The 23,388-nt window shown below is 71.8% G+C and carries 19 protein-coding genes; 11 read left to right on the top strand and 8 right to left on the bottom strand.

What is annotated here, in order from left to right; all coding sequences use genetic code 11:
- Nucleotides 1-9 precede the first annotated feature (9 nt).
- A complete protein-coding gene (locus ABZ896_RS05530) occupies nt 10-1,236 on the top strand; it encodes a hypothetical protein (protein ID WP_360922347.1) in 1,227 nt (408 codons plus the stop codon).
- 301 nt (nt 1,237-1,537) lie between these two features.
- Nucleotides 1,538-3,142, top strand: coding sequence for a citramalate synthase (cimA, locus tag ABZ896_RS05525; RefSeq protein WP_360922344.1), 1,605 nt, complete (start codon nt 1,538-1,540; stop codon nt 3,140-3,142).
- Nucleotide 3,143: 1 nt separating this feature from the next.
- Here cimA and ABZ896_RS05520 read toward each other — a convergent pair whose 3' ends face one another.
- From ABZ896_RS05520 to ABZ896_RS05510, 3 genes are read right to left on the bottom strand one after another with little or no spacing between them, the layout of a single operon-like run.
- Entirely contained in the window at nt 3,144-5,948 is a 2,805-nt protein-coding gene (locus tag ABZ896_RS05520) for a hypothetical protein (protein WP_360922341.1), read from the bottom strand.
- The gene (locus tag ABZ896_RS05515) at nt 5,945-6,124 is read right to left on the bottom strand and encodes a DUF397 domain-containing protein (protein ID WP_360922338.1); all 180 of its coding nucleotides are present in this window, start codon (nt 6,122-6,124) and stop codon (nt 5,945-5,947) included. The genes ABZ896_RS05520 and ABZ896_RS05515 overlap by 4 nt, the downstream gene beginning before the upstream one ends.
- On the bottom strand, nt 6,121-6,927 hold the full coding sequence (locus ABZ896_RS05510) for a helix-turn-helix transcriptional regulator (protein ID WP_360922335.1): 807 nt from the start codon (nt 6,925-6,927) through the stop codon (nt 6,121-6,123). Before ABZ896_RS05510 ends, ABZ896_RS05515 begins: the two co-directional genes overlap by 4 nt.
- Nucleotides 6,928-7,039: 112 nt before the next feature.
- Between ABZ896_RS05510 and ABZ896_RS05505 the strand changes: the two genes are divergently transcribed.
- From ABZ896_RS05505 to ABZ896_RS05495, 3 genes are all read left to right on the top strand, one after another.
- Complete coding sequence (locus ABZ896_RS05505) at nt 7,040-7,429, top strand: ATP-binding protein (RefSeq protein ID WP_360922332.1); 390 nt, start codon at nt 7,040-7,042, stop codon at nt 7,427-7,429.
- A 65-nt stretch (nt 7,430-7,494) separates the two neighbouring features.
- A complete protein-coding gene (locus ABZ896_RS05500; protein ID WP_360922329.1) occupies nt 7,495-10,530 on the top strand; it encodes a glycoside hydrolase family 3 N-terminal domain-containing protein in 3,036 nt (1,011 codons plus the stop codon).
- 37 nt (nt 10,531-10,567) lie between these two features.
- On the top strand, nt 10,568-11,944 hold the full coding sequence (locus ABZ896_RS05495; RefSeq protein ID WP_360922326.1) for a hypothetical protein: 1,377 nt from the start codon (nt 10,568-10,570) through the stop codon (nt 11,942-11,944).
- Between the two features lie 105 nt (nt 11,945-12,049).
- Here the strand turns inward: ABZ896_RS05495 and ABZ896_RS05490 are convergent, their stop codons facing one another.
- Together ABZ896_RS05490 and ABZ896_RS05485 are read right to left on the bottom strand one after the other, a co-directional pair.
- A complete protein-coding gene (locus ABZ896_RS05490; RefSeq protein ID WP_360922578.1) occupies nt 12,050-12,832 on the bottom strand; it encodes a serine protease in 783 nt (260 codons plus the stop codon).
- Between the two features lie 142 nt (nt 12,833-12,974).
- Nucleotides 12,975-13,394 (bottom strand): MarR family transcriptional regulator, encoded by a 420-nt coding sequence (locus tag ABZ896_RS05485; RefSeq protein ID WP_360922323.1) that lies wholly within the window; start codon nt 13,392-13,394, stop codon nt 12,975-12,977.
- Between the two features lie 63 nt (nt 13,395-13,457).
- Here ABZ896_RS05485 and ABZ896_RS05480 point away from each other — a divergent pair, with 63 nt between their 5' ends.
- Nucleotides 13,458-14,540 carry an FUSC family protein gene (locus ABZ896_RS05480; RefSeq protein ID WP_360922320.1) on the top strand — a complete coding sequence of 361 codons (1,083 nt, stop codon included), beginning with the start codon at nt 13,458-13,460 and terminating at the stop codon, nt 14,538-14,540.
- Here the strand turns inward: ABZ896_RS05480 and ABZ896_RS05475 are convergent.
- Both ABZ896_RS05475 and ABZ896_RS05470 read right to left on the bottom strand, forming a co-directional pair.
- Nucleotides 14,497-15,168, bottom strand: coding sequence for a response regulator transcription factor (locus ABZ896_RS05475; RefSeq protein ID WP_360922317.1), 672 nt, complete (start codon nt 15,166-15,168; stop codon nt 14,497-14,499). The two genes, ABZ896_RS05480 and ABZ896_RS05475, sit on opposite strands and share 44 nt — an antisense overlap.
- Nucleotides 15,165-16,460, bottom strand: coding sequence for a histidine kinase (locus tag ABZ896_RS05470; protein ID WP_360922314.1), 1,296 nt, complete (start codon nt 16,458-16,460; stop codon nt 15,165-15,167). The genes ABZ896_RS05475 and ABZ896_RS05470 overlap by 4 nt, the downstream gene beginning before the upstream one ends.
- A 182-nt stretch (nt 16,461-16,642) precedes the next feature.
- Here ABZ896_RS05470 and ABZ896_RS05465 point away from each other — a divergent pair, with 182 nt between their 5' ends.
- The 5 genes from ABZ896_RS05465 to ABZ896_RS05445 all read left to right on the top strand — a co-directional run bounded on the left by ABZ896_RS05465 (nt 16,643) and on the right by ABZ896_RS05445 (nt 22,776).
- Nucleotides 16,643-17,581, top strand: coding sequence for an ATP-binding cassette domain-containing protein (locus ABZ896_RS05465; RefSeq protein ID WP_360922312.1), 939 nt, complete (start codon nt 16,643-16,645; stop codon nt 17,579-17,581).
- Nucleotides 17,578-19,110, top strand: coding sequence for a hypothetical protein (locus ABZ896_RS05460; protein ID WP_360922309.1), 1,533 nt, complete (start codon nt 17,578-17,580; stop codon nt 19,108-19,110). Before ABZ896_RS05465 ends, ABZ896_RS05460 begins: the two co-directional genes overlap by 4 nt.
- On the top strand, nt 19,107-19,874 hold the full coding sequence (locus tag ABZ896_RS05455) for an ABC transporter permease (RefSeq protein ID WP_360922306.1): 768 nt from the start codon (nt 19,107-19,109) through the stop codon (nt 19,872-19,874). The genes ABZ896_RS05460 and ABZ896_RS05455 overlap by 4 nt, the downstream gene beginning before the upstream one ends.
- A gap of 83 nt (nt 19,875-19,957) precedes the next feature.
- Entirely contained in the window at nt 19,958-22,234 is a 2,277-nt protein-coding gene (locus ABZ896_RS05450; protein ID WP_360922303.1) for an ATP-binding protein, read from the top strand.
- A gap of 89 nt (nt 22,235-22,323) precedes the next feature.
- Entirely contained in the window at nt 22,324-22,776 is a 453-nt protein-coding gene (locus tag ABZ896_RS05445; protein WP_360922300.1) for a hypothetical protein, read from the top strand.
- A 54-nt stretch (nt 22,777-22,830) separates the two neighbouring features.
- Here the strand turns inward: ABZ896_RS05445 and ABZ896_RS05440 are convergent, their stop codons facing one another.
- The gene (locus ABZ896_RS05440) at nt 22,831-23,385 is read right to left on the bottom strand and encodes a YceI family protein (protein ID WP_360922297.1); all 555 of its coding nucleotides are present in this window, start codon (nt 23,383-23,385) and stop codon (nt 22,831-22,833) included.
- Between the last annotated feature and the right edge of the window lie 3 nt (nt 23,386-23,388).

Genomic DNA, 23,388 nt, shown 5'->3' with positions numbered 1-23,388 from the left:
GGGACAACCATGCACAGCAAGACGTACCTGACGGCGATCGCCGCCGTCGCCGCCGCGGTCCTCGCCGCGCCCACGGCGAGCGCCGCCCCCGGGGGCCCGTACACCGAGAAGGTGACCGTGGCCCCGGACGGCACGGAGGGCGACGCCTCCTCCGGCGACCAGTCCCTGAGCGCGAACGGCCGCTACGTGGCCTTCGTCTCCCACGCCGAAAACCTCGTCGCGCACGACACCGACGGCGCCGCCGACGCCTTCGTACGCGACCTCAGGACCGGCACCACCCGGCTGGCGAGCACCGTCGGGGAGAGTGGGGTCGGGAGCCTCTCCCTGAGCGGGAACGGCCGGTATCTGGCGTACACCGCCGACGACCACATCTGGATCAAGGACCTGAGGACAGGAGACGTCCGGCGGGCAGACGACGCCGTCGACCCGGAGGCGGGCTACACCACCGCAGGCCAGCCCGCCCTCAGCGCCGACGGCCGTTACCTCGCCTTCTCCGCCTTCCACACCGGCTGGGAGGGGCCGGCGGGCGACCGGTCGACCAGGATCTACCGGCTCGACCTCCGGACCGGGGAGCGGGTCCGCGTCAGCCAGGTGCCGGGCGAGGGCGCCTGGAAGTCCGCGGCCACCCGCCCGACCATCAGCGCGGACGGCGGCCGGGTCGGCTACCAGTTCTTCGTCCCGTACCCCACTTCGGGCGACTGGAGCGACGCCTACGTCCGGGACGTGCGTACCGGCGAGCTGATCCAGGCCGACAAGGCGCCCGACGGCAAGGTCTCCGACGCACAGACCGAGTTCCCGCAGGTCAGCGCGGACGGCCGGTACATGGTCTTCAACTCGCTGGACTCGCAGCTGACCCCGGACGACACCAACAAGGGGCACAACGTCTTCGTACGGGACCTGGAGACCGGGCAGGTGCGCCGGATCGACGCCGCCGACCCGGCCGGGTACACCGCGTACCCGCAGCTCAGCGCCGACAGCAGGCACCTCGTCTACGTCGCCGACGCGGACGCCGGCCACACCCGCCAGGCGTACGTCCGCGACCTGCGCACCGGCCGCACGGTGCTCGCCAGCCCCGCGGTGGACGGTGGCCCGTCGGGCAACTACGGGGTCGACTTCCCGGTGATCGACCGGCACGGCCGTACGGTCGCCTTCAGCAGCTGGGCCAACGACCTGGTACCCGAGGACGCCGGGCAGACCGACTTCACCACCCACGTCTATGTCCGTCACCTGAAGTGACCGACCGCATCCTGAGACAGGCGTGAGCGGGGCACGGGGGTTGTGCCAGACTGCCCCCGTGCTCTCGTTCGCCATGATTATTGGCAGCAGGCGCGCCGGTCCGCAGTGACCGCCACGTACGACCAGGTACGGGCGGACACCGTCGTCCTCGACCCGCGCGCAGACCTCTCGCACCCGCGAGAGGTTTTTCGCTTTTCTGGCCCACCCGCAGCCGGAGGCGAGAGCGCGAGGGAGTATGTGAGGGCGGTGGAGCCGGTCATTCCGGTACGACCGAGATCCAATCCTCAGGAGCCTTGAGACCATGACCGCAACCAGCGAGCTCGACGATCAGTTCCACGTCTTCGACACCACCCTGCGCGACGGCGCCCAGCGGGAGGGCATCAACCTCACCGTCGCGGACAAGCTGGCCATCGCACGGCACCTGGACGACTTCGGCGTGGGCTTCATCGAGGGCGGCTGGCCCGGCGCCAACCCGCGGGACACCGAGTTCTTCGCCCGTGCCCGCGAGGAGATCGACTTCAAGCACGCCCAGCTGGTCGCCTTCGGCGCGACCCGCCGGGCCGGGGCCAAGGCTTCCGAGGACCCGCAGGTCAAGGCCCTGCTGGACTCCGGCGCCGAGGTGATCACCCTGGTCGCCAAGTCCCACGACCGCCACGTCGAACTCGCTCTGCGCACGACGCTGGACGAGAACCTGGAGATGGTCCGCGACACGGTCTCCTTCCTGAAGGCCCAGGGCCGCCGGGTCTTCGTCGACTGCGAGCACTTCTTCGACGGCTACCGCGCCAACCCGGAGTACGCGAAGGCCGTCGTACGGGCGGCCTCGGAAGCCGGCGCCTCGGTCGTGATCCTCTGCGACACCAACGGCGGGATGCTCCCGGCCCAGATCCAGGCGGTCGTGGCGACGGTGCTGGCCGACACCGGCGCCCGCCTCGGCATCCACGCCCAGGACGACACGGGCTGCGCGGTCGCCAACACCCTCGCGGCCGTGGACGCGGGCGCGACCCACGTCCAGTGCACGGCGAACGGCTACGGCGAGCGGGTCGGCAACGCCAACCTGTTCCCGGTGGTCGCGGCCCTGGAGCTGAAGTACGCCAAGAAGGTCCTGCCCGAGGGCAAACTCCGCGAGATGACCCGCATCTCCCACGCCATCGCCGAGGTCGTCAACCTCACCCCCTCCACCCACCAGCCCTACGTCGGCGTCTCGGCCTTCGCCCACAAGGCCGGCCTGCACGCCTCCGCGATCAAGGTCGACCCGGACCTGTACCAGCACATCGACCCCGAGCGGGTCGGCAACACCATGCGGATGCTGGTCTCCGACATGGCGGGCCGCGCCTCCATCGAGCTCAAGGGCAAGGAACTCGGCGTCGACCTCGGCGGCGACCGCGAGCTGGTCGGCCGGGTGGTCGAGCGGGTCAAGGAGCGCGAGCTGAAGGGCTACACGTACGAGGCCGCGGACGCGAGCTTCGAACTGTTGCTGCGCGGAGAGGTCGAGGGCCGCCCGCTGAAGTACTTCTCCGTCGAGTCCTGGCGCGCGATCGTCGAGGACCGCCCCGACGGCTCCCACGCCAACGAGGCCACGGTGAAGCTCTTCGCCAAGGGCGAGCGCATCGTCGCCACGGCGGAGGGCAACGGCCCGGTCAACGCCCTCGACCGCACCCTGCGCGTGGCCCTCGAAAAGATCTACCCCCAGCTCGCCAAGCTCGACCTCGTCGACTACAAGGTTCGCATCCTGGAGGGCGTCCACGGCACGGAGTCCACGACCCGCGTCCTGATCTCCACATCGGACGGCACGGGCGAGTGGTCGACGGTGGGCGTGGCGCCGAACGTGATCGCGGCGTCTTGGCAGGCGCTGGAGGACGCTTACACGTACGGGCTGCTGCGGGCGGGTGTGCAGCCCGCGGAGTAGATCAGACGCCGGAGTGATGCCCCGCGGTACAGGCCGTGCCGCGGGGCGGCGGAATCAGGCCCGTCGGTCGTGGCCCCTGCAGAGACACCGGTGCCAGCTCCCAGGCCTGCCGGATGGCGTCGATGACCGGGCGCGTGCTGTACGGCGAGACGGCCAGCTCCTGACGGGCCTCGGCGAGCAGATCGGGGTTGCCGTCGGGGGAGCGACGCGAGGCCTCCGCACGGCGCTGGGGGAAGTCCGGCCGGCCGAAGATGTCGAGCAGGGCCAAGGAGAGGTAGGCGTAGGCCGCGGCCTCGTCCAGGAGCACGCGGGACTCCTCGGGGATGCCGATGCCGTCCACGTCGTACGCCACGAAGTGCGCGAGCGCGCCGCGCAGTTGGTCCATCGGTTCCTGGCAGGGGCAGGCGACCCTGAGGTGCGCCGCGAGACTCCGGAACGACCCGAGGACTTCCTGCGTCCCGGGTGACCACTGCTGCTTGGCGAGGAGCGTACGGAATCCGGCGAGCGTCTCCGACAGCTCCTCGACGATCAACGTCTGGGCCACGTCGGTGAGTTCGGACCATTCCTCGCGGACCTGGATCTCCAGCAGCCGACGCCCGTAGCGGATCAGATCCCGCGGGATGCCGCCCGACAGCGCGTGCGCCAGCACGATGTACGCCTCGCCGATGCCGGGCGCCCGCTTCTTGAGTATCTCCGCGGACTCGGTGAGCGTGCACCGGCGCACATGGACCACGTCGTCCAGCGAGCTGTCGGTCACGTCCCGGTTCGGCAGCCCCCGCCGTACGAAGGTCGCGCCGACGTCCTCGGCGACGGAGATCAGGTAGTGGACATGCGGCACATCCAGGATCGCCTTGATCTCGGCGAGGAAGGCGAGGGCCTGGGTGTCGCTGCCGAGCCGGTCGACCTCGTCGATGGCGACGACGACACGGTTGCCCTTTCCGTGTTCGTCGCGCCCGATCTCCGTGAGCAGCTGCTTGAACTCGCCGACGAGCGCCGGGTAGTTGGGCGGGACCGTGGTCACGGACGAGGTGTGCGAGGAGCCGAGGGTGAGGAGCTGGGTGGCGCCGGTGGTGAAGGCGGCGCTGGAGCTCTGGACGGTCTGGAGGCGGTAGAGGTGGTTGCGGCAGGTGGTGACGAGACGGGGGGCGGGGCTGAGGAAGGACCAGCGCTTCCGCATGAGCTTGATGAGGAGCAGCCCGAGCAGGAACGCGCCGATGCGGATGGGGTGGTCGCGGTCGGTGAAGGGTGCGCGTGAGGACGGGTTGAGGGCGAGCGCGGCCAGGAGTACGAAAGGAAGCAGGATGGCGAGGGGGATCCAGAACTGTTTCTTGCTCACCGTCCATGCACCGATGCGCAGTGGCGGATCTTGGTCGTTGCCCTCTATGAGGGAGACGAGCCAGAGGACTATCAGAAGCAACAGCGGCGGGTTGCCGGAGGAGGCCTCGACCTGACGGCGGAACTCGTCGTCCCATGCGAGGGAGAGGAAAGGACCGAAGAGGAGCGCGATGACAACGCACACCATGAGCGTCGAGCCCGCTCCCCTCACCATCCTTCCCGCAGGCGAGAACCGGAGCAGCATCCACCATGTGAGCCCCGCGAACGCGAGCAGCAGGGCCGTCGCTGGTGCCCTGCCCACGGCGACGTCGTCGGTGAGGCCCACGGTCCGATGCCAGACCCCGACGCAGCTCCGCCATGCCTCCGATTCTCCGAACCGCTCGAACCAGTGCAGTATCCCCGCGGTCAGACCGAGACCGAGGAGGACGACAACCGGCAGAACGCGGACGAACCGTCTTGCCCAGCGTCCTAGCGGTCGCACCCCCCGGTCCAGCGCCCGGTGGAGATACGACAGCCGGTCGAACTTCGGCGCTTCGTAACCCGCCCTGACGATGTACCGCCGACAGACACTCACGAACAAGGAGGCCAGGAAGTCGTACGGCGCGTAGGTCGCCGGAGCGTGGGCGAAGACCGCGAAATCCTCGTGCCGCACGCCGTGTTCCATGAGCGTGGTCTTGCCCACTCCGCGCGGCCCGCTCAGAGCGATGGCCCCGCCGGACAGCTGGCCCATCTTCCGGGCGAGTTCGGCGGCCGAGGCATTCCTGACGAAGTAGGAGTTCTGGCGGGGGGAACGCAGACCGTCGTGGTCCTGGAGCACGAGGAGTGTGTCGAGATCCTCCCCGAGGAGGTCTTCGACGGCGCGCATCACCTCATCGGGGAGTCTCTCGCGCAACTCGTCGAGCCAGCTCTTCTCCGCTGTGATTTCCTCGATCCACACGAAGAACGTCCAGGGCGTGATCAGCAGAGCGAGGACGGCTCGTCGGCGCAGCCGCCAAGGGTCCGTGTCGATGAGACGGCCCTTGACCCACCTGAGATAGCGCAGACCGGGACTGCCGAGAAGGTAGAGGACGAGGATGACTCCCGGGACGGTGAACCACCAGGGGTGAGCCGGTGTCGAGAGCAGCGCACCGCTGATGGCGAAGAGCACGAGGTACCCCGCGAAATTGCCGGAGTTCCAGGACCTGATCAGCTCCAGCGGCGACCGGGACGCGGGCATCGCCCAGCGGAGGAGAGCCGCGCGGCGATGGGCAGTCCGGTAACGCGCATGCCCTGGCTCGAATTCATCCGTGCCCAGCACTCTCTCGACGTACGGCGACGAGCACATCGTCTCCGCGACGGCCTGGGGCGTGATCGCCGGCCGTAACGCCAGCAGCTCGCCAGGCCGTCCGTCGCCGAGACAGTCGAGGACGGCCCTCTGGTAGACGGCCTTCTCGTGCTCGTTCGTCCAGTCGTATCCCCCGTCGACGGTCATGCTCTCCGGGCAAGCTCCACGAAGGCGGCCCAAGTGCCGGGTGTGACGGTGAGGTTGGGGCCGGGGGTCTTGGAGTCGCGGATGTGGATGGCGGACGGCTGGGTGGCGACCTCGACGCAGTCGCCGCCCTGGCTGCCGCTGTAGCTGGACTTGAACCACTGCAGTGCGGTGCTCATCGGTCTCCTAGCAATCCGTGCAGGAAGCGCACGCTCTCGTCCGGTGAGAGGGCCTGTGACCGCAGCATTCCATACTGGAGGTGGTAGTCGCTGACCTCATCTGGATCATCGACGAGAAAGCTGGCGCGCTGGACTTCCAGGTAGACGAGAAGCTCGTGCTCGGGAGTTTCCAACAGCACCATGGGGCCGTCGAGACAGGCGTGCGGCGCCCGGTCCATCGGCATGATCTGAAAGCTCATGTGGACCGGCTCGGTGTACTCCAGGATCTGCCGGAACTGCTCCCGCATCACCTCCGGGCCGCCGACCTGCCGCCGCAGGACGCTTTCCTCGATGACGAAGTGGCACACCGGAGGCCGCTCCCGCTCGAAGACCAACTGCCGTTCCATGCGGGCGTTCACCCACTGTTCGGCCGTCTCCGTGCCGATGGCCGGGTACCGGTAGCCGAAGACGGCTCGGCAGTAGTCGCGGGTCTGGAGGAGCCCGGGCACCGCCAGGCTCTGGAACGACAGGATTCCCACGGCCTCTTGCTCATGGTCCACCAACGACTGCGCGAACTGCACCACCTTCTCCCGCACCGGCATCCGCTCCACGAGCAACGCCAACGCACCCTTCGTGCCGAGCAGTTCGTCGAACTGTTCCGCCCGATCCGGCTGAAGTGCCAGCCGTCCCTGCTCGATCGACCCCACCGTGTCGACGTGGAGGTTCGCCGACTCCGCGAACTGCTCCTGTGTCAGGCGAGCCTGTTTCCGGTAGTGCGCCACCAGCGCGCCGACCATGTGCCATGAACCGACCTTCTTGGGCATGGCCAACCCCTTCCCCCGTCCGCACCCCAAGTCCTCGTAGTGGAGTCGTAGTAATCAGAACTACGACTCCACTCTCTGCCCCACCATAGTCACCCCCTGTGACATTCGTCCCGTGAACCGCATCGCCCTCTACCCCCGAGACCGCAGGTCGGTCGCCGTCGCCCGGGACTTCACTCGTGTCACCCTCTCCGACTGGAAGGTGACCCACCGTCAGGACGACGTCCTGCTCTGTGTGAGTGAACTCGCCACCAACGCCCTTCTGCACGGCGTTCCCCCGAACCGCTGCTTCCGCCTCAGCCTCACCCTCGCCGCCGACGGGGTCCTCCAGGTCGAGGTGCACGACAGTGGCCCGGGTGACGTCAGGACGCCGACGCCGGGGCCGGACGACGAGCGGGGGCGCGGCCTGTTGCTCGTGGCCGCGCTGGCCGACAAGTGGGGCGTGCGGGAACGGGAACCGGGCAAAGTCGTGTGGTGTGAGTTCTGGGGCTGTGCGGTGCCTTGACGGTCTCTGGGCCGCCAGTTACATCACGACGTGAGGGAAGCCACGAGAGCCAAGGGGGAAGCTCCATGCGTTCCGTACGAAGAACCGCCCTGCTCGCCTCCGCCGCATTACTGACGGCCCTGCTGCCCCTGGCCCAGGCGCAAGCACAGGCACAAGCGCAGGCACAGGCCGACGACCCACCCCCCGTCCCCGTCGACCGCTTCGAAGGCGAGGTTCCCTTCGCCGGCCCACCCGACGGCGGCATCTTCACCTGGGGCAGCGACACCGACGACCCGCCAACTCTCCGGCTGACCAGTCGAGATGACGCCCCCGAAGGTGACAAGGTCCTCACCGGTACCTACGACATCAGCGGCTACGGCGGCTTCACCCACGACTTCGCCTTCGCCGAACCCGCCCACGACTGGTCCGCCCACCAGGGCATCCGCTTCTGGTGGGACGGCCAGAACAACGGCAAGAAGATCGCCTTCGAACTCAAGGACGGCGGCGCCAACGGCGAGGCCTCCGAGCTGTGGACGACCTCCTTCACCGACGACTTCACCGGCTGGAAGCAGATCGAGATCCCCTTCACCGACTTCGTCTACCGGACGGACTACCAGCCGGTCGGCGGGATCGACCACGTCCTCGGGCTCACCGAGACCTGGGGATACGCCCTCACCCTCCCCGTCGGCGCCCCCGGCCAATTCGCCATGGACGACGTCGAGTTGTACGGCAGGGCCGACCAGTCCCTGCGCGCGAACGTCACCACCGACTCCGCCGTCTACCCGGTCGCGCAGGGGAAGACCGCGACCGTGAAGGTCACCGTCGCCACCACCGGCTCCGCGCCCCTCGACGAACCCGTCACCGTCGCCTACGAGACCGCGACCACCGGCACCGCCGAGCCCGGCAAGGACTACACCCCCGTCTCCGGCACCCTCACCTTCCCGGCCGGTACGGCCTCCGGCACCACCCGGACCGTCCAGGTCCCGACCCTGAAGGAGAAGGCTGCCGAGGCCGCCGAAACCATCCCCCTCCGGCTCACCGTCACCGGCGCCAAGGCCCCCGCCGAGACCCCGCAGGTCGTCATCGACGCGCACGGACTGCCGTACCTGAACAGCAAGTTGCCGGTACGACAGCGCGTCGCCGACCTCCTGTCCCGGATGTCCCTGGAGGAGAAGGCCGGCCAGATGACCCAGGCGGAGCGCGGTGCCGTCGGAACGGGCGGCGACGTCACCGCGTACGCCCTCGGCTCGCTGCTCTCGGGCGGTGGGTCCACACCGACGCCCAACACCCCGGAAGCCTGGGCCAGGATGATCGACTCCTTCCAACTCCGGGCGCGGGCAACGCGGTTCCAGATCCCCCTCATCTACGGTGTCGACGCCGTCCACGGTCACAACAACCTCGTCGGCGCCACCGTCATGCCCCACAACATCGGACTCGGCGCGACCAGGGACCCCCAACTCGTCCAGCAGACAGGAGCGGTGACCGCCGCCGAGGTCCGCGCCACCGGCATCCCCTGGGACTTCGCCCCCTGCCTCTGCGTCACCCGCGACGAACGCTGGGGCCGCTCCTACGAGTCCTTCGGCGAGGACCCGGCTCTCGTCGAGTCCCTGGAGACGATCATTCAGGGCCTCCAAGGCGCCCGTAACGGCAAGGACTTGGACCGGAACGACAAGGTTCTCGCCACCGCCAAGCACTTCGTCGGCGACGGCGGTACCGCCTACGGCTCCTCCACGACCGGGACGTACACCATCGACCAGGGCGTCACGACCGTCACCCGGGGGCAGTTGGAGGCGGTGCACCTCGCGCCGTACGAGACCGCCGTGGACCGGGGCGTCGGTACGGTCATGCCGTCGTACTCCTCCCTCGACGTCGTCGGCGACGGCCTCGGGCCGGTCAAGATGCACGCCCGCGCCGACATGATCAACGGTGTGCTCAAACAACGCCTCGGCTTCGACGGGTTCGTCATCAGCGACTGGGACGGCATCGACCAGATCCCCGGCGACCGCGCCTTTGACGTCCGCACCTCGGTCAACGCCGGCGTCGACATGGTCATGGTCCCGTACGCCTACCGGGACTTCCAGACCGCACTGCTCGCCGAGGTCCACGCCGGGCGCGTCAGCGAGAAGCGGGTCGACGACGCCGTATCGCGCATCCTCACGCAGAAGTTCAGGCTCGGGCTCTTCGAGAAGCCGTACGCCGACACGAGCGGCGCCTCGGCGATCGGATCACAGAAGCACCGGGCCGTCGCGCGTCAAGCGGCCGCCGAATCCCAGGTGTTGCTGAAGAACGACCAGGGCCTGCTGCCCCTCGCCAGGACACAGAAGGTGTACGTCGCCGGATCCAACGCCGACGACATCGGCAACCAGTCCGGCGGCTGGACCGTCACCTGGCAGGGCTCCTCCGGCGCCACCGTGCCCGGCACGACGATCCTGGAGGCCCTGCGGAAGAACTCCGCGACCCTGACGTACTCGAAGGACGCCTCCGCCCCGACGAGCGGCTACGACGTCGGTGTGGTCGTCGTCGGGGAGACCCCGTACGCCGAGGGCGTCGGTGACGTCGGCAACGGCCACGACCTGGAGCTGTCCGCCGCCGACAAGGCCGCCGTGGACACGGTGTGCGCGGCCATGAAGTGCGTGGTGCTGATCGTCTCGGGGCGGCCGCAGCTGATCGGCGACCGGCTCGGCGAGATCGACTCCCTGGTCGCCTCCTGGCTGCCCGGCACCGAGGGCGACGGCGTCGCCGACGTCCTCTACGGCAAGCGGCCCTTCACCGGCCAACTCCCGGTCACCTGGCCCAAGTCGGAGGCCCAGCTGCCGATCAACGTCGGCGACCCGTCGTACGATCCGCAGTTCCCGTACGGCTGGGGCCTGACGACCCTCACCAAGGTCCCGGCGGGCGGGCTGACCACGCTCAAGGCGCTCGGGCTCGCGGCCCGGGCGGCGGAGCGGGCCGGGGCCGACGAGGCCGGGCGGGCGCTGGTCGCCAAGGCACGCCTGATCGTGCAGGCCAAGGGGGTCACCGCCGGGCTCGCCGGACCCTTCGCCGACGCCGACCACCTCCTGCTCACCGGACGCTACGGAGCGGCGGTGGAGAAGCTGACGGCGGCTTGGCGCGCCGCCTGACAGGTCCGTTTCGGGAGGCTTCGGGTAGCGTCGAAGTATGAAGGCCTCCGCTCGGGCCGCCGTACGGACCCGAAGCCTCCCGGGACTGCTGGTCGCCCTGGTGCTCCTGGCCCTGGCCGCGCTGTGGGCGCCGCCCGCCGCCGCGGCCACCAGCGTCTCCACCATCGGCGAAGCCCTCCGCAAGAACCCCGTCTACGTCGACCCCGCCGCCTCCGACCAGCTGTCCTCCTCGGACGCCGACGCCCTGGCCAAGCAGATCGAGGACGCCGACAAGCCGCTCTTCGTCGTGGTGCTGCCGGCCGACTACCCCAAGCAGACGCTCTTCACGAAGCTGCGGACCGCGACCGGGATCACCGGGCTGTACGCGGTCCGGCTCGGGGACGCCTTCGACGCCCGGGCCGACTCCTCGGTGCTGTCGACCGGCGCCGTACGCAACCTCGTCACCACCGTCGCGGGCGAGTCCGACACGAAGACCCAGCTCACCGACTTCACGACCGCCGCGCTCACCAACATGGGCGGCTCGGCCCCCTCCACCTGGACCTCCTCGGGCGAGGACGGCAACGGCGTGTCGACGACCGCGCTGGTCACCGTGGGTGCCGTGCTCGTCGCCGGTGGCGCGGGGGCGTACACCCTCGTCCGCCGCAACCGGCGCAGGCACGCGGAGGAGCAGCGGGCCGCGCTGGAGAAGCTGCGGGTGGTGGTCGACGAGGACATCACCGCCTTCGGCGAGGAACTGGACCGGCTCGACTTCCACCCCGCCGAGGCGGGCGCCGACGACGCCATGCGCGCGGACTACGAGCGGGCGCTGGACGCCTACGACCAGGCGAAGTCGCTGATGGCGGCCGCGACCAGGCCCGAGGAGGTGCGGGCCGTCACCCAGGCCCTGGAGGACGGCCGTTTCTCGCTCGCCCAGCTCGCCGCCCGCCGCGAGCACCGGCCGCTGCCCGAGCGCCGGGTGCCCTGCTTCTTCGACCCGCGCCACGGCCCCTCGGTCACCGACGCCACCTGGACGCCCCCGGGCGGCGCCGCGCGCGAGGTCCCGGTCTGCGCGGCCGACGCGACCCGCCTCGCCGACGGCCGTGACCCGGTGATGCGCGAGGTCGACACCGACCAGGGCCGCCGCCCGTACTGGGACGCGGGCCCGGCCTACGGCCCCTGGGCGGGCGGCTACTTCGGCGGCGGCATCCTGCCCGGCCTGCTCGTCGGCACACTGCTGGGCAGCATGATGGCGGGGCCCGCGTACGCGGCGGACTACGGCTCCGGCTACGGCGACTTCGGCGGCGGCTACGAAGGGGGCGACCTGTCGGGGGCGGACTTCAACTCCGGGGACTTCGGCGACTTCGGGGGCGGCGGCGATTTCGGCGGGGGAGGGGACTTCGGGGGTGGCGGGGACTTCGGAGGCGGCGGGTTCTGAGGTGGCGGAGGGTTCCGGGGAGCGGAGGGCTTCGAGGGGTGCGAACCGCGGGCCCGGCACATCGCGCACCGGACCCGCGGAAGACCGTACGCGACGCGTCTCAGCTCACAGCGTGGCCGCCGCCGCGGCTATCGCCGACGCGAAGGTGGAGACCTCCGAGTAGACGCCGGGGGCGTTCGGCTGGGCGCAGCCGATGCCCCAGCTGACGATGCCGACCTGGATCCAGGCGTTGTTGGCGTCGCGGCGGAACATCGGGCCGCCGGAGTCGCCCTGGCAGGTGTCGACACCGCCGGCCGCGTACCCGGCGCAGATCTCGTCGCTCGCGACGAGCCCGCTGTAGCCGCTGTACGAACGGCAGGTGGCGTCGCTGATGAACGGCACCTGGGCCTTGAGCAGATACCGCTGCTGGGCCCCGCCCTGGGTGGCCGCGCCCCACCCGGCGACCGTGAAGGTCCCGGTGTTGTACTGCGTCGTCGTGGCGATCGGCAGCGTGGCGAGGTTGATCGGCGAGGCGAGCTTGATGAGCGCCCAGTCCTTGCCGTTGCCGTTGTAGCCCGGGGCCCGGTAGACGTACGTCGACCTGACCTGGACCCGGCCGGTGGTGGACTGGAGGTCCACGACACCGGCGGTGGCGGTGATGCTGGTGTTCGCGCCGGTGCCGTTCACGCAGTGCGCGGCGGTCAGCACGATCTGCTGGGTGTACAGCGCCCCGCCGCAGCCCATGGAGAGCCGGACCATGAACGGGAACTCGCCCTGCGCGGCGCGGGTTCCGCCGATGACGGGCGCGGGGGCCGCCTGCGCGGAGGAGAGCGGCTGGAGGCTGGCGATGGCGAGCGCGGCGGCTGAGACGGCCAGACATCTCTTGAGGGTGGTGAGGAGTCTCTTCAACGTCATGCCTTCCGTGGGGGGTGGCTTTGACGAGCACATGCCAAACGCGGGTGACAAAGAAAAGCCCAAGTTCTGACATGGGCGGGTCAAATCCGTTGATGGATTATGGGAACCCTGTGAACCGGCGCACAAGGGGTGGGATTCAGCCATCGGCCAGCCGCTCCATCAGGGCCGCCGCCAGCTCCAGCACCCCGCGCTCGGTGGGGCTCAGCGACTTCATCGCCTCCGCCAGCCAGATGTCCCGGTCGCTCATGTCCCCCTCCAGCGCCAGCCGCCCCGCGTCCGTGAGCGACAGCACGGACTGCCGCCGGTCCACGGTCCCGGCGGCCCGCGCCATGAGCCCCTCCGTCTCCAGCTCCGCGAACACCCGCGTGAGCGACTGCGGCCGCTGCCGAAGCGCCGCCGCGACCTCGCCGGGGGTGGCGGGGCCGTGCCGGTGCAGTCGGCCGAGCACCTCCAGCCGGTTGGTGCTGAGGCTGCCGTCGCGGCGCTCCTGACGCAGCCGCCGGTTCAGCCGCACGATGCCGCGGCGGACTCGGGCGGCGGAGGGGAGGTGATCCATGGTCGGCAATTGTAAGCGTCCTCTTACTATTGGTGGACTCGGATATGGCCGTACTCTCGACCGGTGACCGCGAAACTACTACGCAACGCGTACGAAGCGGCCCTGACGATGACGGCCGTACTGCTCTGCTGGGCCTGCGCCCTGTGGCTGGAGGGCGCCGCCGGGCTCCACACGGACGTGCTCGTTCTGGCGGTCGCCCTCGCCCTCACCCTGTCCGGAACGCAGCGCGACGCGGACACCCGCCGCCGACTCGTCTCGCTCGTGCTGCTGCCGGCGACCGCGGCGGTCTCGATCTTCGTCGGACGGCTGATCGTCACCCACTTCGTGGTGGGCGCAGCGGTCTTCACGGCGGGGATGTCGGTCCCCATCTGGATCCGCCGCTACGGCCAACTCGCCGCGAAGGCGGGCACGTTGATGACGCTGCCCTTCATCGCCCTGCTGGTCGTCCCCGGCCCCGCGCTGCCACCCGAGGCGCAGGGCGGGCTGGTGACCTGGGGGTGGGGCGCGCTGATCGGGGTGCTGGCGGTGGTGTGCGTGTGGCTGGTCCAGGGCGTGGGCGACCGCCTCGGTCCCCGGCGCGACGAACCCCAACTGCCCGCTCCCCGGCGGGTGTCCGCCCTGCATCCGCGCCCCAGCACCCGGATGGCCCTCCAGATGGCGGCGGCCGTCGCCCTCGCCTTCGTCGCCGGGCGGCTGCTCTTCGACGACCACTGGCCCTGGGCGGTACTGACGGCGTACGTCGCCGCGAGCGGCAACCGGGGGCGAACGGACGTCGTGCGCAAGGGGGTTCAGCGACTGGCAGGCGCCTGCGCGGGCACGCTGCTGGCGACGGGCGTGACGGCGGCCGGGGTGACGGGCCCGGTCTCGGTGGTCCTGATGTTCACGGTCCTGGCGGTCGCCCTGTGGCTGCGCCCCCTCAACTACGCCTACTGGGCGGCCGGAATGACCACCGCGCTCGCCCTCCTCCTCGGCTACTTCGGCGAGAACGCGAGCAGCCTCCTGCCGACCCGCCTCGCCGCGATCGGAGTCGGCGCGGTCCTGACGGTGGCGTCGGCGTGGTGGGTGCTCCCGGTCCGGGCGCGGCGACCGTCGCCGGCCGTCCTCACTCCGCCCGCGGCACGATCAGCCCCGACTCGTACGCCATGACCACCGCCTGCGTACGGTCCCTGAGGCCCAGCTTGGACAGGATGCGGCTGACGTGGGTCTTCACCGTCTCCTCGCCCACGCCCAGCCGTTCGGCGAGCTCCGGGTTGGACAGGCCCTCGGCGAGCAGGCGCAGGACATCGGTCTCGCGCGGGGTGAGGGACGAAAGGGTGCCCTGGGGACGGGCCTTGGGGCGCTGCCGGGCGAACTCCGCGATCAGGCGCCGGGTGATGGCGGGCGCGAGCAGCGCCTGACCGGCGGCGACCACCCGCACCGCCTCGAAGAGCCGCTCCGCCGTCACGTCCTTCAGCAGGAACCCGCTGGCCCCGGCGGCGAGCGCGTCGTACACGTACTCGTCGAGGTCGAAGGTCGTCAGCACCAACACCCGTGGCGCGCCCGCCCCTTGCTGCAGCCGCTCGGTCGCCTCGATCCCGTCCATCACCGGCATCCGTACGTCCATCAGCACCACGTCGGGGTCCTGCGCCCGGCACACCCGCAACGCCTCGGCGCCGTCGCGGGCGGTCCCGACCACGGTGAAGTCGGGCTGCGTGGAGAGCAGTTGGGCGTACCCGACCCGGACGATCTCGTGGTCGTCGGCGACGACCAGGCGGACCGCCGCCGCGCCGGTCACCCGCTCACCCCGGTCTCCACCGGCAGCCTCGCCTCGACGAGGAAGCCGCCGCCGGGGGCCGGGCCCGTGTGAAGGGTGCCGCCGAGGGTCGCCGCACGTTCGCGCATACCGAGGAGGCCGTGGCCGGGGGTGCCGGAGTCAGGGGAGCCGTGGGGGTTGCCGGAGCTTCCGGAACCACCGGAGCCTCCGGAACCACCGGAGCCTCCGGAACCACCGGAGCCTCTGGACCCGCCGGAGCCTCTGGACTCGCCGGAGTCGGAGGAGCCGCCGGAGTTGCCGGACCCGCCGGAGTCGCCCGGGCCGGAGCCGGTGGGCCCAGGCCCGTTGTCCCTGATCCGCACGCTCAACTCGCCCTTTCCGTACCGCAGTTCCACATCCACCGCCGCCCCTCTCGCGTGCCGTCGCGCGTTGGTGAGTGCCTCCTGGACGATCCGGTACGCGGTGACCTCGACGCCCGGGTCCAGCGGGGCCACCGGTCCGCTGACGATCAGACGGGTGCGGGAGCCGCCCGCGTCCCGGGACTCGTCGATCAGCTCGACCAGCCGCCCGAGCCCCGGCTGGGGCCGCCGCTGCACCCCGGGGTCGGCGTCCTCCCGCAACACCCCCAGCAGCCGCCGCATCTCCGTCAGCGCCCCGCGCGCGGTGTCCCCGATGGCCAGCAGCCGCGCCGCGCCCTCGGCGGGCATCCCGGGCGTGGTCAGCCGCGCGGACTCCGCCTGTACGGCGATCATCGAGATGTGGTGGGCGACGACGTCGTGCAACTCCCGTGCGATGCGCGCGCGTTCACCGCGGGCCGCGTGCTCCAGCAGGGTGTCGGCGAAGGCCCGCTCGGTGGCGCTGTGCGCGAGGGCGGTGCTGCGGGTGTGGTGGGCGACCCCGGTCGCCGCGGCGGCCGACGCGAGCGTCGCCACCAGCACGGCGACGATCCGGGTCCCCTCGTCCCCGACGACCAGGGCGACGACGACGTACGGCACGACGAGCCCGGCCGCCACCCGTCCGGCGCCGGCCCGCCCCAGGACGTACACGCAGACGAGCTGGGCGACGACCCCGGCGAGCGTGAGGGCCCGGAAGGACGTGAGCGCGAGCACCGCGACCGCACTGAGCGCGAGGGCGGCCCCCACCCGCGCGAGCCGCTCACCCCCGAGAACCAGGACGAGCGGCAGGGTGGTGGCGAGCGCGAGCAGCACGAGGGTGGCCAGACCGCTGCCCGGACCACCGCGGACGAACACCTCCGTGGTGGCGAACACGGCCAGTACGGCGGGAAGGGCACGAACCCCACCCGGCACCTTCATCACTCGCCGTCCCCCTCTCCGCCACGACGGCCCGCACCCCCACGGCGCTCCCCGGCGGTGCCGGACCCACCGCACCCCCGAACGGTCATTGTGCCGACCCCACCCCGTCGCCACGTCCCCCACACGGGGGACCCCCGCAGCGTGACGACACCACCCCGCACCCCGACCTAGCCTCCCTCCCCATGAGCGACGCAACCATCGAAGTCCGCAACCTGCGCAAGCGGTTCGGCCGGACCCTCGCCGTCGACGGCCTCTCCTTCACGGTCGAGCCCGGCACGGTCACCGGCTTCGTCGGTCCCAACGGCGCCGGCAAGTCCACCACCCTGCGCACGATCCTCGGCCTGGACGCCCCCGACGAGGGCGAGGCACTCGTCGGCGGCCGCCCGTACCACGCCCTGCGCACCCCGCTCCTGGAGGTCGGAGCCCTCCTGGACGCCGCCGCCCTGCACCCCGGCCGCAAGGGCCGCGACCACCTGCGCTGGCTCGCCCACTCCCACGGCCTGTCCACCCACCGCGTGGACAACGTCCTCGACCAGGTCGGCATGACGGGCGCCGCCCGCCGCCGGGCCGGCGGCTACTCCCTCGGCATGCGTCAGCGGCTCGGCATCGCCGCCGCCCTGCTCGGCGACCCCCCGGTCCTCATCCTCGACGAGCCCGTCAACGGCCTCGACCCCGAGGGCATCCAGTGGATCCGCGGCCTGCTGCGCCGCCTCGCCGCCGAGGGCCGCGCGGTCCTCGTCTCCAGCCATCTGATGAGCGAACTGGAGGACACCGCCGACCACTTGGTGGTCATCGGCCGCGGCCGCCTGATCGCGGACCGGACGGTCGCCGACCTGCTCGCCGCCGCCTCGGGCGACCGGGTCGCCCTGCGCACCGACGCCCGTACGCAGGCGATGGAACTCCTCGCCCGCGAGGGCGCCACCGTCGCCGTCACCGGCCGCGACGCGCTCACCGTCACCGGCCTCACCGCCCGCCGCACGGTCGAACTCCTCACCGCCGCCGAGATCCCCTTCGCCGAAGTGGGCGCCCACCGCGCCACCTTGGAGGAGGCGTACATGGAACTCACCAGGGACGCCGCCGAGTTCAGCAGCACCACCGCAGCCGACGAGGTGACACGGTGACCACGACCCCCACCCCGACCGGCACGTCGTACCGCTCTCAACTGCACCCCGCCAAGGCCGGGTTCGGCCGTCTGCTGCTGGCCGAGTGGACCAAGTTCCGTACGGTCCGCGCCTGGCCGCTGGTCCTCGCCCTGGCGGCGGCCGTGACCGTCGCCGTCTCCCAGCTGGGCGCCGCGGGTTCGGTCACCAGCGGCGGCCCCGCCGTGACGCTCGCCCCCGACGGCACCGTCGTCACCGACGGCTTCCACACCGCCCACCGCACCCTCACCGGCGACGGCACTGTCACGGTCCGCGTGACCGGCCTGAAGAGCGCGGACGGCGGGGAGTTGGAGCCCTGGGCGAAAGCCGGCCTGATCCTCAAGGAGAGCCTGAAGCCGGGATCGCCGTACGCCGCCGTCATGGCCACCGGCGACCACGGGGTGCGCATGCAGTGGGACTTCACCCATGACACCTCGGGGGGAGCCACCGACGGCCCCGTCTGGCTGCGGCTGACCCGTGGCGGCGACCGCGTGACCGGCTACATGTCACACGACGGCCGGGACTGGACGGCGATCGAGGCCGTACGACTGGCCGGACTGCCGGACACCGTGCAGGTCGGAGCCTTCGTCGCCACCCCGATGCACCAGGTCGTGCAGCGCTCCTTCGGCGGCACCTCCCAGACCGCCGGCGGGGGAGAGGCGACCGGCACCTTCGACCACCTCACCGCCGAAGGTGCCCCGGCGGGCGCCCGGTGGGCGAGCGCGGACGTGAGCGGCGGCATCCCGAGCGGCCCGACCGCGGCCGACGCCCGGCCCGGCACCACACACGTGTCCGCGTCCGGCACCTACACCCTCACCGGGCGCGGCGACATCGCCCCCGACCTCACCCGCGGCGACACCGTCCAGATGAGCTTCCAAGGGGTCTTCGTCGGCGTCCTGTTCATGGTCGCGCTGGGCGCGCTGTTCGTGACGAGCGAGTACAAACGGGGCCTGCTCCGCACGACGTTCACGGCGACGCCGGCCCGGACGAAGGTGCTCGCGGCGAAGGCCCTGGTGCTCTCGGCCGTCACCTTCGCCGTCGCCCTGCCCGCGACCGCCCTCGGCTTCACGCTCGCCCAGTCCACCCTGCGCGACAACGGCTTCACCCCGCCCGCCTTCCCCGACCTGTCCCTCCTGGCGGAACCGGCCCTGCACGCGGTCGTGGGCAGTGCGCTGCTGCTGACCCTGGTCGCCGTCCTGGCCCTGGGCACAGGGGTGCTGCTCCGTACCGGAGCGGGCGCGATCGCGATCGTCGCCGTTCTCGTGATCCTCCCGCAGATCCTCTCCCTCGCCCTCCCCCTCCCGGTCGCCCACTGGCTGCTGCGGGCGACCCCGGCGGCGGCCTTCGCGATCGAGCAGGGAGTGACGTACCCCCGCTTCGTCGACCACAACTGCATCCCGGGAAGCGGCTGTTACCCCCTGGCCCCCTGGCACGGGCTCGCGGTCCTCGCCGCCTACGCGCTCGCCGCGCTGCTGCTCGCCGCCTGGAGCCTGCGCCGGAGGGACGCGTGAGGGCGCTGCACGCGGAGTGGACCAAACTCCGTACCCTGCCGAGCACTTGGTGGCTGCTGGCGGCGACGGTGGCGCTCACCGTCGCGGTCGGCGCCGCCGCGACCGCCTCCCTCACCTCCAGGGTCTGCCCGCTGCCCGCCGACTGCCATGAGGACACGGTGAAGTTGAGCCTCACCGGCGTCTGGCTCGGCCAGGCCACCTGTCTGGTCCTCGGCGCCCTGACGATGGGCGCGGAGTACGGCACCGGCACCATCCGCACGACCTTCACCGCGATGCCCGCCCGCACCCGGGTCCTCACCGCGAAGGCGACGGCCCTGTCGGCGGGCGTCGGGGCGGCGGCCGCGGCGGCGATCCTCGCCTCCCTGGCCGTGGCCCGCGCCATCCTCCCGGCGAACGGCTTCCCCGCCCCCACCCTCACCGCCCCCGCGACCCTCCGCGCGGCGGCCGGCTCCGTCCTCTGCCTGACCCTGGTGACCCTCCTGGGCCTGGCCCTCGCCGCCCTCCTGCGCGACACGGCCGCCGCCCTCACCACGGGCCTGGCCCTCCTCTACGTCATCCCCCTCCTGTCCGACCTCCTGACCTCCCCGACCTGGCAGCACCGCCTCCAGCGCTGGGCCCCGATGCCGGCCGGCCTGGCGATCCAGTCCACGAAGAACCTGGACCACCTCCCGATCGGCCCCTGGCCGGGCCTCGGCGTCCTCGCGGCGTACGCGGCGGCGCTGCTCGCGGCGGGGTCGGTACTGCTCAGGACCCGGGACGCGTGACCGCCGTTGCCCGCGCTGTGCGCCCGGTCCGTGTCCCGTACGGACAGAAACGTTCAACTTCCCCGCAATAAGCGAACTGTCCCGTGGGTGCCGCACGCACCGCCGCACGATGGTCCCCCGAACGCGAGAAGCACGGGGAGCACATGGCCGGTTCGAGCACACTGCGGGTCGAGGGGGACGTCGCGGGGCAGATCGTCGTCGGCGACCACAACGTGGTGATCAACGCACAGCAGGGCTCCTCCGTGGCCCTGCGCTCCGACGGTCCGCCCGCGGTGCGCCGCCGCGACCGTCCGGCGGGCCGGGCCCTGCCCCGCAGGCCCGCCGCCCTGCTCGGCCGGGAGGGCGAACTCGCCACCGTGGACGAGTGGTTGGGCGCGGGCCACCTCGTCCAGGTGTACGGGCCCCCGGGCATCGGCAAGTCCGCCCTGCTCCGCCACTACGCGGCCGAACAGACCGCGCGGGAGCGCGACCTCGTCTACCTGCCGGCGGCCGGGCTCCCGGTCGAGGACGTCGTCCAGGAGCTCTTCCACGCCTGCTTCGAGACCGAGGACTACAAGCCCGAACCGGCCAGGATGCGCCGGCTGATGGGCACGGTCCAGGCGCTGCTCGTCGTCGACGACTTCGCGGGGACACCACAGGACCTCGCGGCCCTCGCGGACGCGGCCCCCGGCTGCGACCTCCTGGTGGCCGGCGTAGACCGCTGCCCCTCGGAGGAGGCGCGCACCCTGCGCCTCGGCGGACTGCCCGAGGCCGCCGCCCTGGACCTGCTCGCCCGGGAACTGCGCCGCACACCGGAGGGCGAAGAGCGCGCCACCGTACGGGAGTTGACCGGCGCGGTACGCGGACACCCGCTCACCCTGGTACAGGCGGCGGCCGCGGTGCGGGCGGGGGAGAGCGCGGGGGAGGGGGTGGAGACCGCGGGGGACGGTGCCGGGATGAGCCTCTGGGCCCCCGACGAGGCGGCGCGGGCGGTGGGTCTGGCCGAGGGGCTGGACGACATCGCCGTACGACTGCTGCGGGTGCTGTCGGCCCTGGCGCCCCTGCCGGTGTCCTCACGGCTCCTGGACGCGCTGTCTGGCGGCCCTTCGCCCACCTCCACTGTCGATGCCCCGGCCTCCACCACCCCCGCCCTCCAGACCCTGGAGAACCTGCACCTGGTCGAGCGGGACGGTCCGGCGTGGCGCGGTCGGGGTGAACTCGCCGCGCTCGTCGCCCGGCGTACCGGGCGGGCGCCGGACCCGGGGGAGTTCGCGGCCGCGGTGACCCGTTGGCTGGGGGCCAGTGCCACCCGGCAGCAGGCCGCGGCCGAGGCTCCCGTGATCCGCAGGGTGCTCACGGACGCGGCCCGGCGCCAGGACCACACCGCCGTACGCGATCTGGCCCGGGCCGCGGCTCCCGTGCTGGCCCGGTCACTGCGCTGGGGCAGTTGGCGACTTGTCCTGGAACACGGCGGGGCGGCCGCCGTGGCGCTGGGCTCGGCCGCGGACCACGCCTACTTCACGCACGAGGAGGAGGTGCGCAGAAAGGCGCTGGGGCTGGCGGCCCTGGTCGCCGGGGTGGCGGTCGGCGGTGGGGCCGGAGCCGGTGCCGCGGCGCTCCACAACTCGCTCGGCGCGGGCGGCAAGGGCACCGTCACCGCGGGCAAGTCCGGGCTGAGCGCGCTCGCCACGAACCCGGCGGTGATCGGGGCCGCGGTGGCGGCCCTGATCGGGGGCGGGGTCTTCGTCTCCATGGCCGACGCCGATGACGGGCACGCGGCCGTCGCCGGACCGTCCGCTCCGGCGGCCTCCGTGTACAGCGCGTACTCCCCGCCGCCGAGGCCGCACCCCTCGTACCCCTTACCCTCCGGGCCGCGGCCGAGCGTCTCGTCGCCGACGGCCTCGGACCCCGCGTCCGTCCCGAGGCCGGCCACGCCCGACGGCTCGGGGCAGTGCGTGCGCTTCGAGATGCCCGCACCCACCTTCGGTGAGGTCAGGGCGCATGAGCGGGAGACCCACGAGGTCGTCTTCGACGCCTGGCTGCCCTGCGACGACGAGAACACCCTGGCCGTGTCCGACAAGACCAACTGGGAGGTCCGGCGGACGGCCTGCCCGCCGCCGGCGGGGTCCCGGGAGTGCCGGTTCACCGTGACCTTCAAGCCCGGCGCGCCGGGCACGTACCACGCCAGGGTCACCATCCGCGACGACTGGGGCCAGGACGACCTGTACATGGAGGTCACCGGGGTCGGCGTGGCAGCCGCCCCCAGTTCGCCCGTGGGCCCCAGCGCACCGCCGTCGGAGACCGACGTCCCCGTCTCGCCCCCGCCGTCCGAGACGACACCGGGCCCCGGGCCCACCGAGCCGACACCGTCGACCACCTGACCCGTCGACCACCTGACCCGTCGGCCACTTGACCTGGTCGGCCACCTGACCCGCCGACCACCTGACCCCCCACCCGAAGGAGACCGCCCATGGCCGACCGCCCCGCCCCCGACCGAGAGCACCCCGCCGACCGGCCCGACCACTACGACGTCCGCACGCACGCCGTGTCCGGCCAGGTGGTCGTCGGCCGGCACAACACCGTCTCGCAGGCCACGGTCGGCGGGCCCCCGCCCGACCCGGTCACCGACGCCGAACTGGCCGTGCTGCGCGCCGAGTTCGCCCGGCTGCGGGAGCTCGTCCCGGCGGACGCGCCGGACGCCGGGCGGGCCCGTGAACTCCTCGACGAGGTGGAGGAGTCCGCGACGGCGCCCGAGCCGGACCTGACCACCATGGAGTACGCGCTGGGCTGGTTCCGCCGCAGGCTGCCGGAGCTCGCCAGCGCGGTGACGAGCCTGCTGCTGCACCCGGTGACCGTCCGCCTGCTCGACGCCGCTGGCACCACCGTGGCCGAGGACTTCCGGCGCCGTCTCGGCGGCGGGTGAGGAAACGACGAAGCACCGGCGAGTCCACGACTCACCGGTGCCCGCGCCGACGCCTCACGCGTTCTTGATCGCCGAGATGTCGAAGTTCAGCTTGATCTTGTCGGAGATCAGGACGCCGCCCGTCTCCAGGGCCGCGTTCCAGGTCAGGCCCCACTCGGAGCGCTTGATCTCGGCCTTGCCCTCGAAGCCGACGCGCTCGTTGCCGAAGGGGTCCTTCGCCGAGCCGTTGAACTCCAGGTCGATGGTGAGCGGCTTGGTCGTGCCGAGGATCTCCAGGTCACCGGTGATCCGGTAGTCCTCGTCGCCGAGGGCCTCCGCCTTGGTGGAGCGGAAGGTCATCGTCGGAAACTCGTCGATCTTGAAGAAGTCGGCGCTCTTCAGGTGACCGTCCCGGTCCGCGGACCCCGTGTCGATGCTGTCCATCTTGACGTCGATCGAGGCCGTCGACGCCGACGGGTCACTGCCGTCGAGGTGCAGCGAGCCGCTGAAGTCGAGGAACTTCCCCTTGACGTTGGTCACCATCGCGTGCCGGACGGTGAAGCCGATCGTCGAGTGGGCCGTGTCGATCGTGTAGTCGCCGGTCAGCGCGGAGAGGTCTGCGTTCGTCATGAC

Origin of the sequence: Streptomyces sp. NPDC047072 (assembly GCF_040643855.1) — a bacterium.
Taxonomy (GTDB): domain Bacteria; phylum Actinomycetota; class Actinomycetes; order Streptomycetales; family Streptomycetaceae; genus Streptomyces.
Note: the sequence above shows the minus strand (reverse complement) of the source record. Positions and strands in the feature narration are given on the sequence as shown.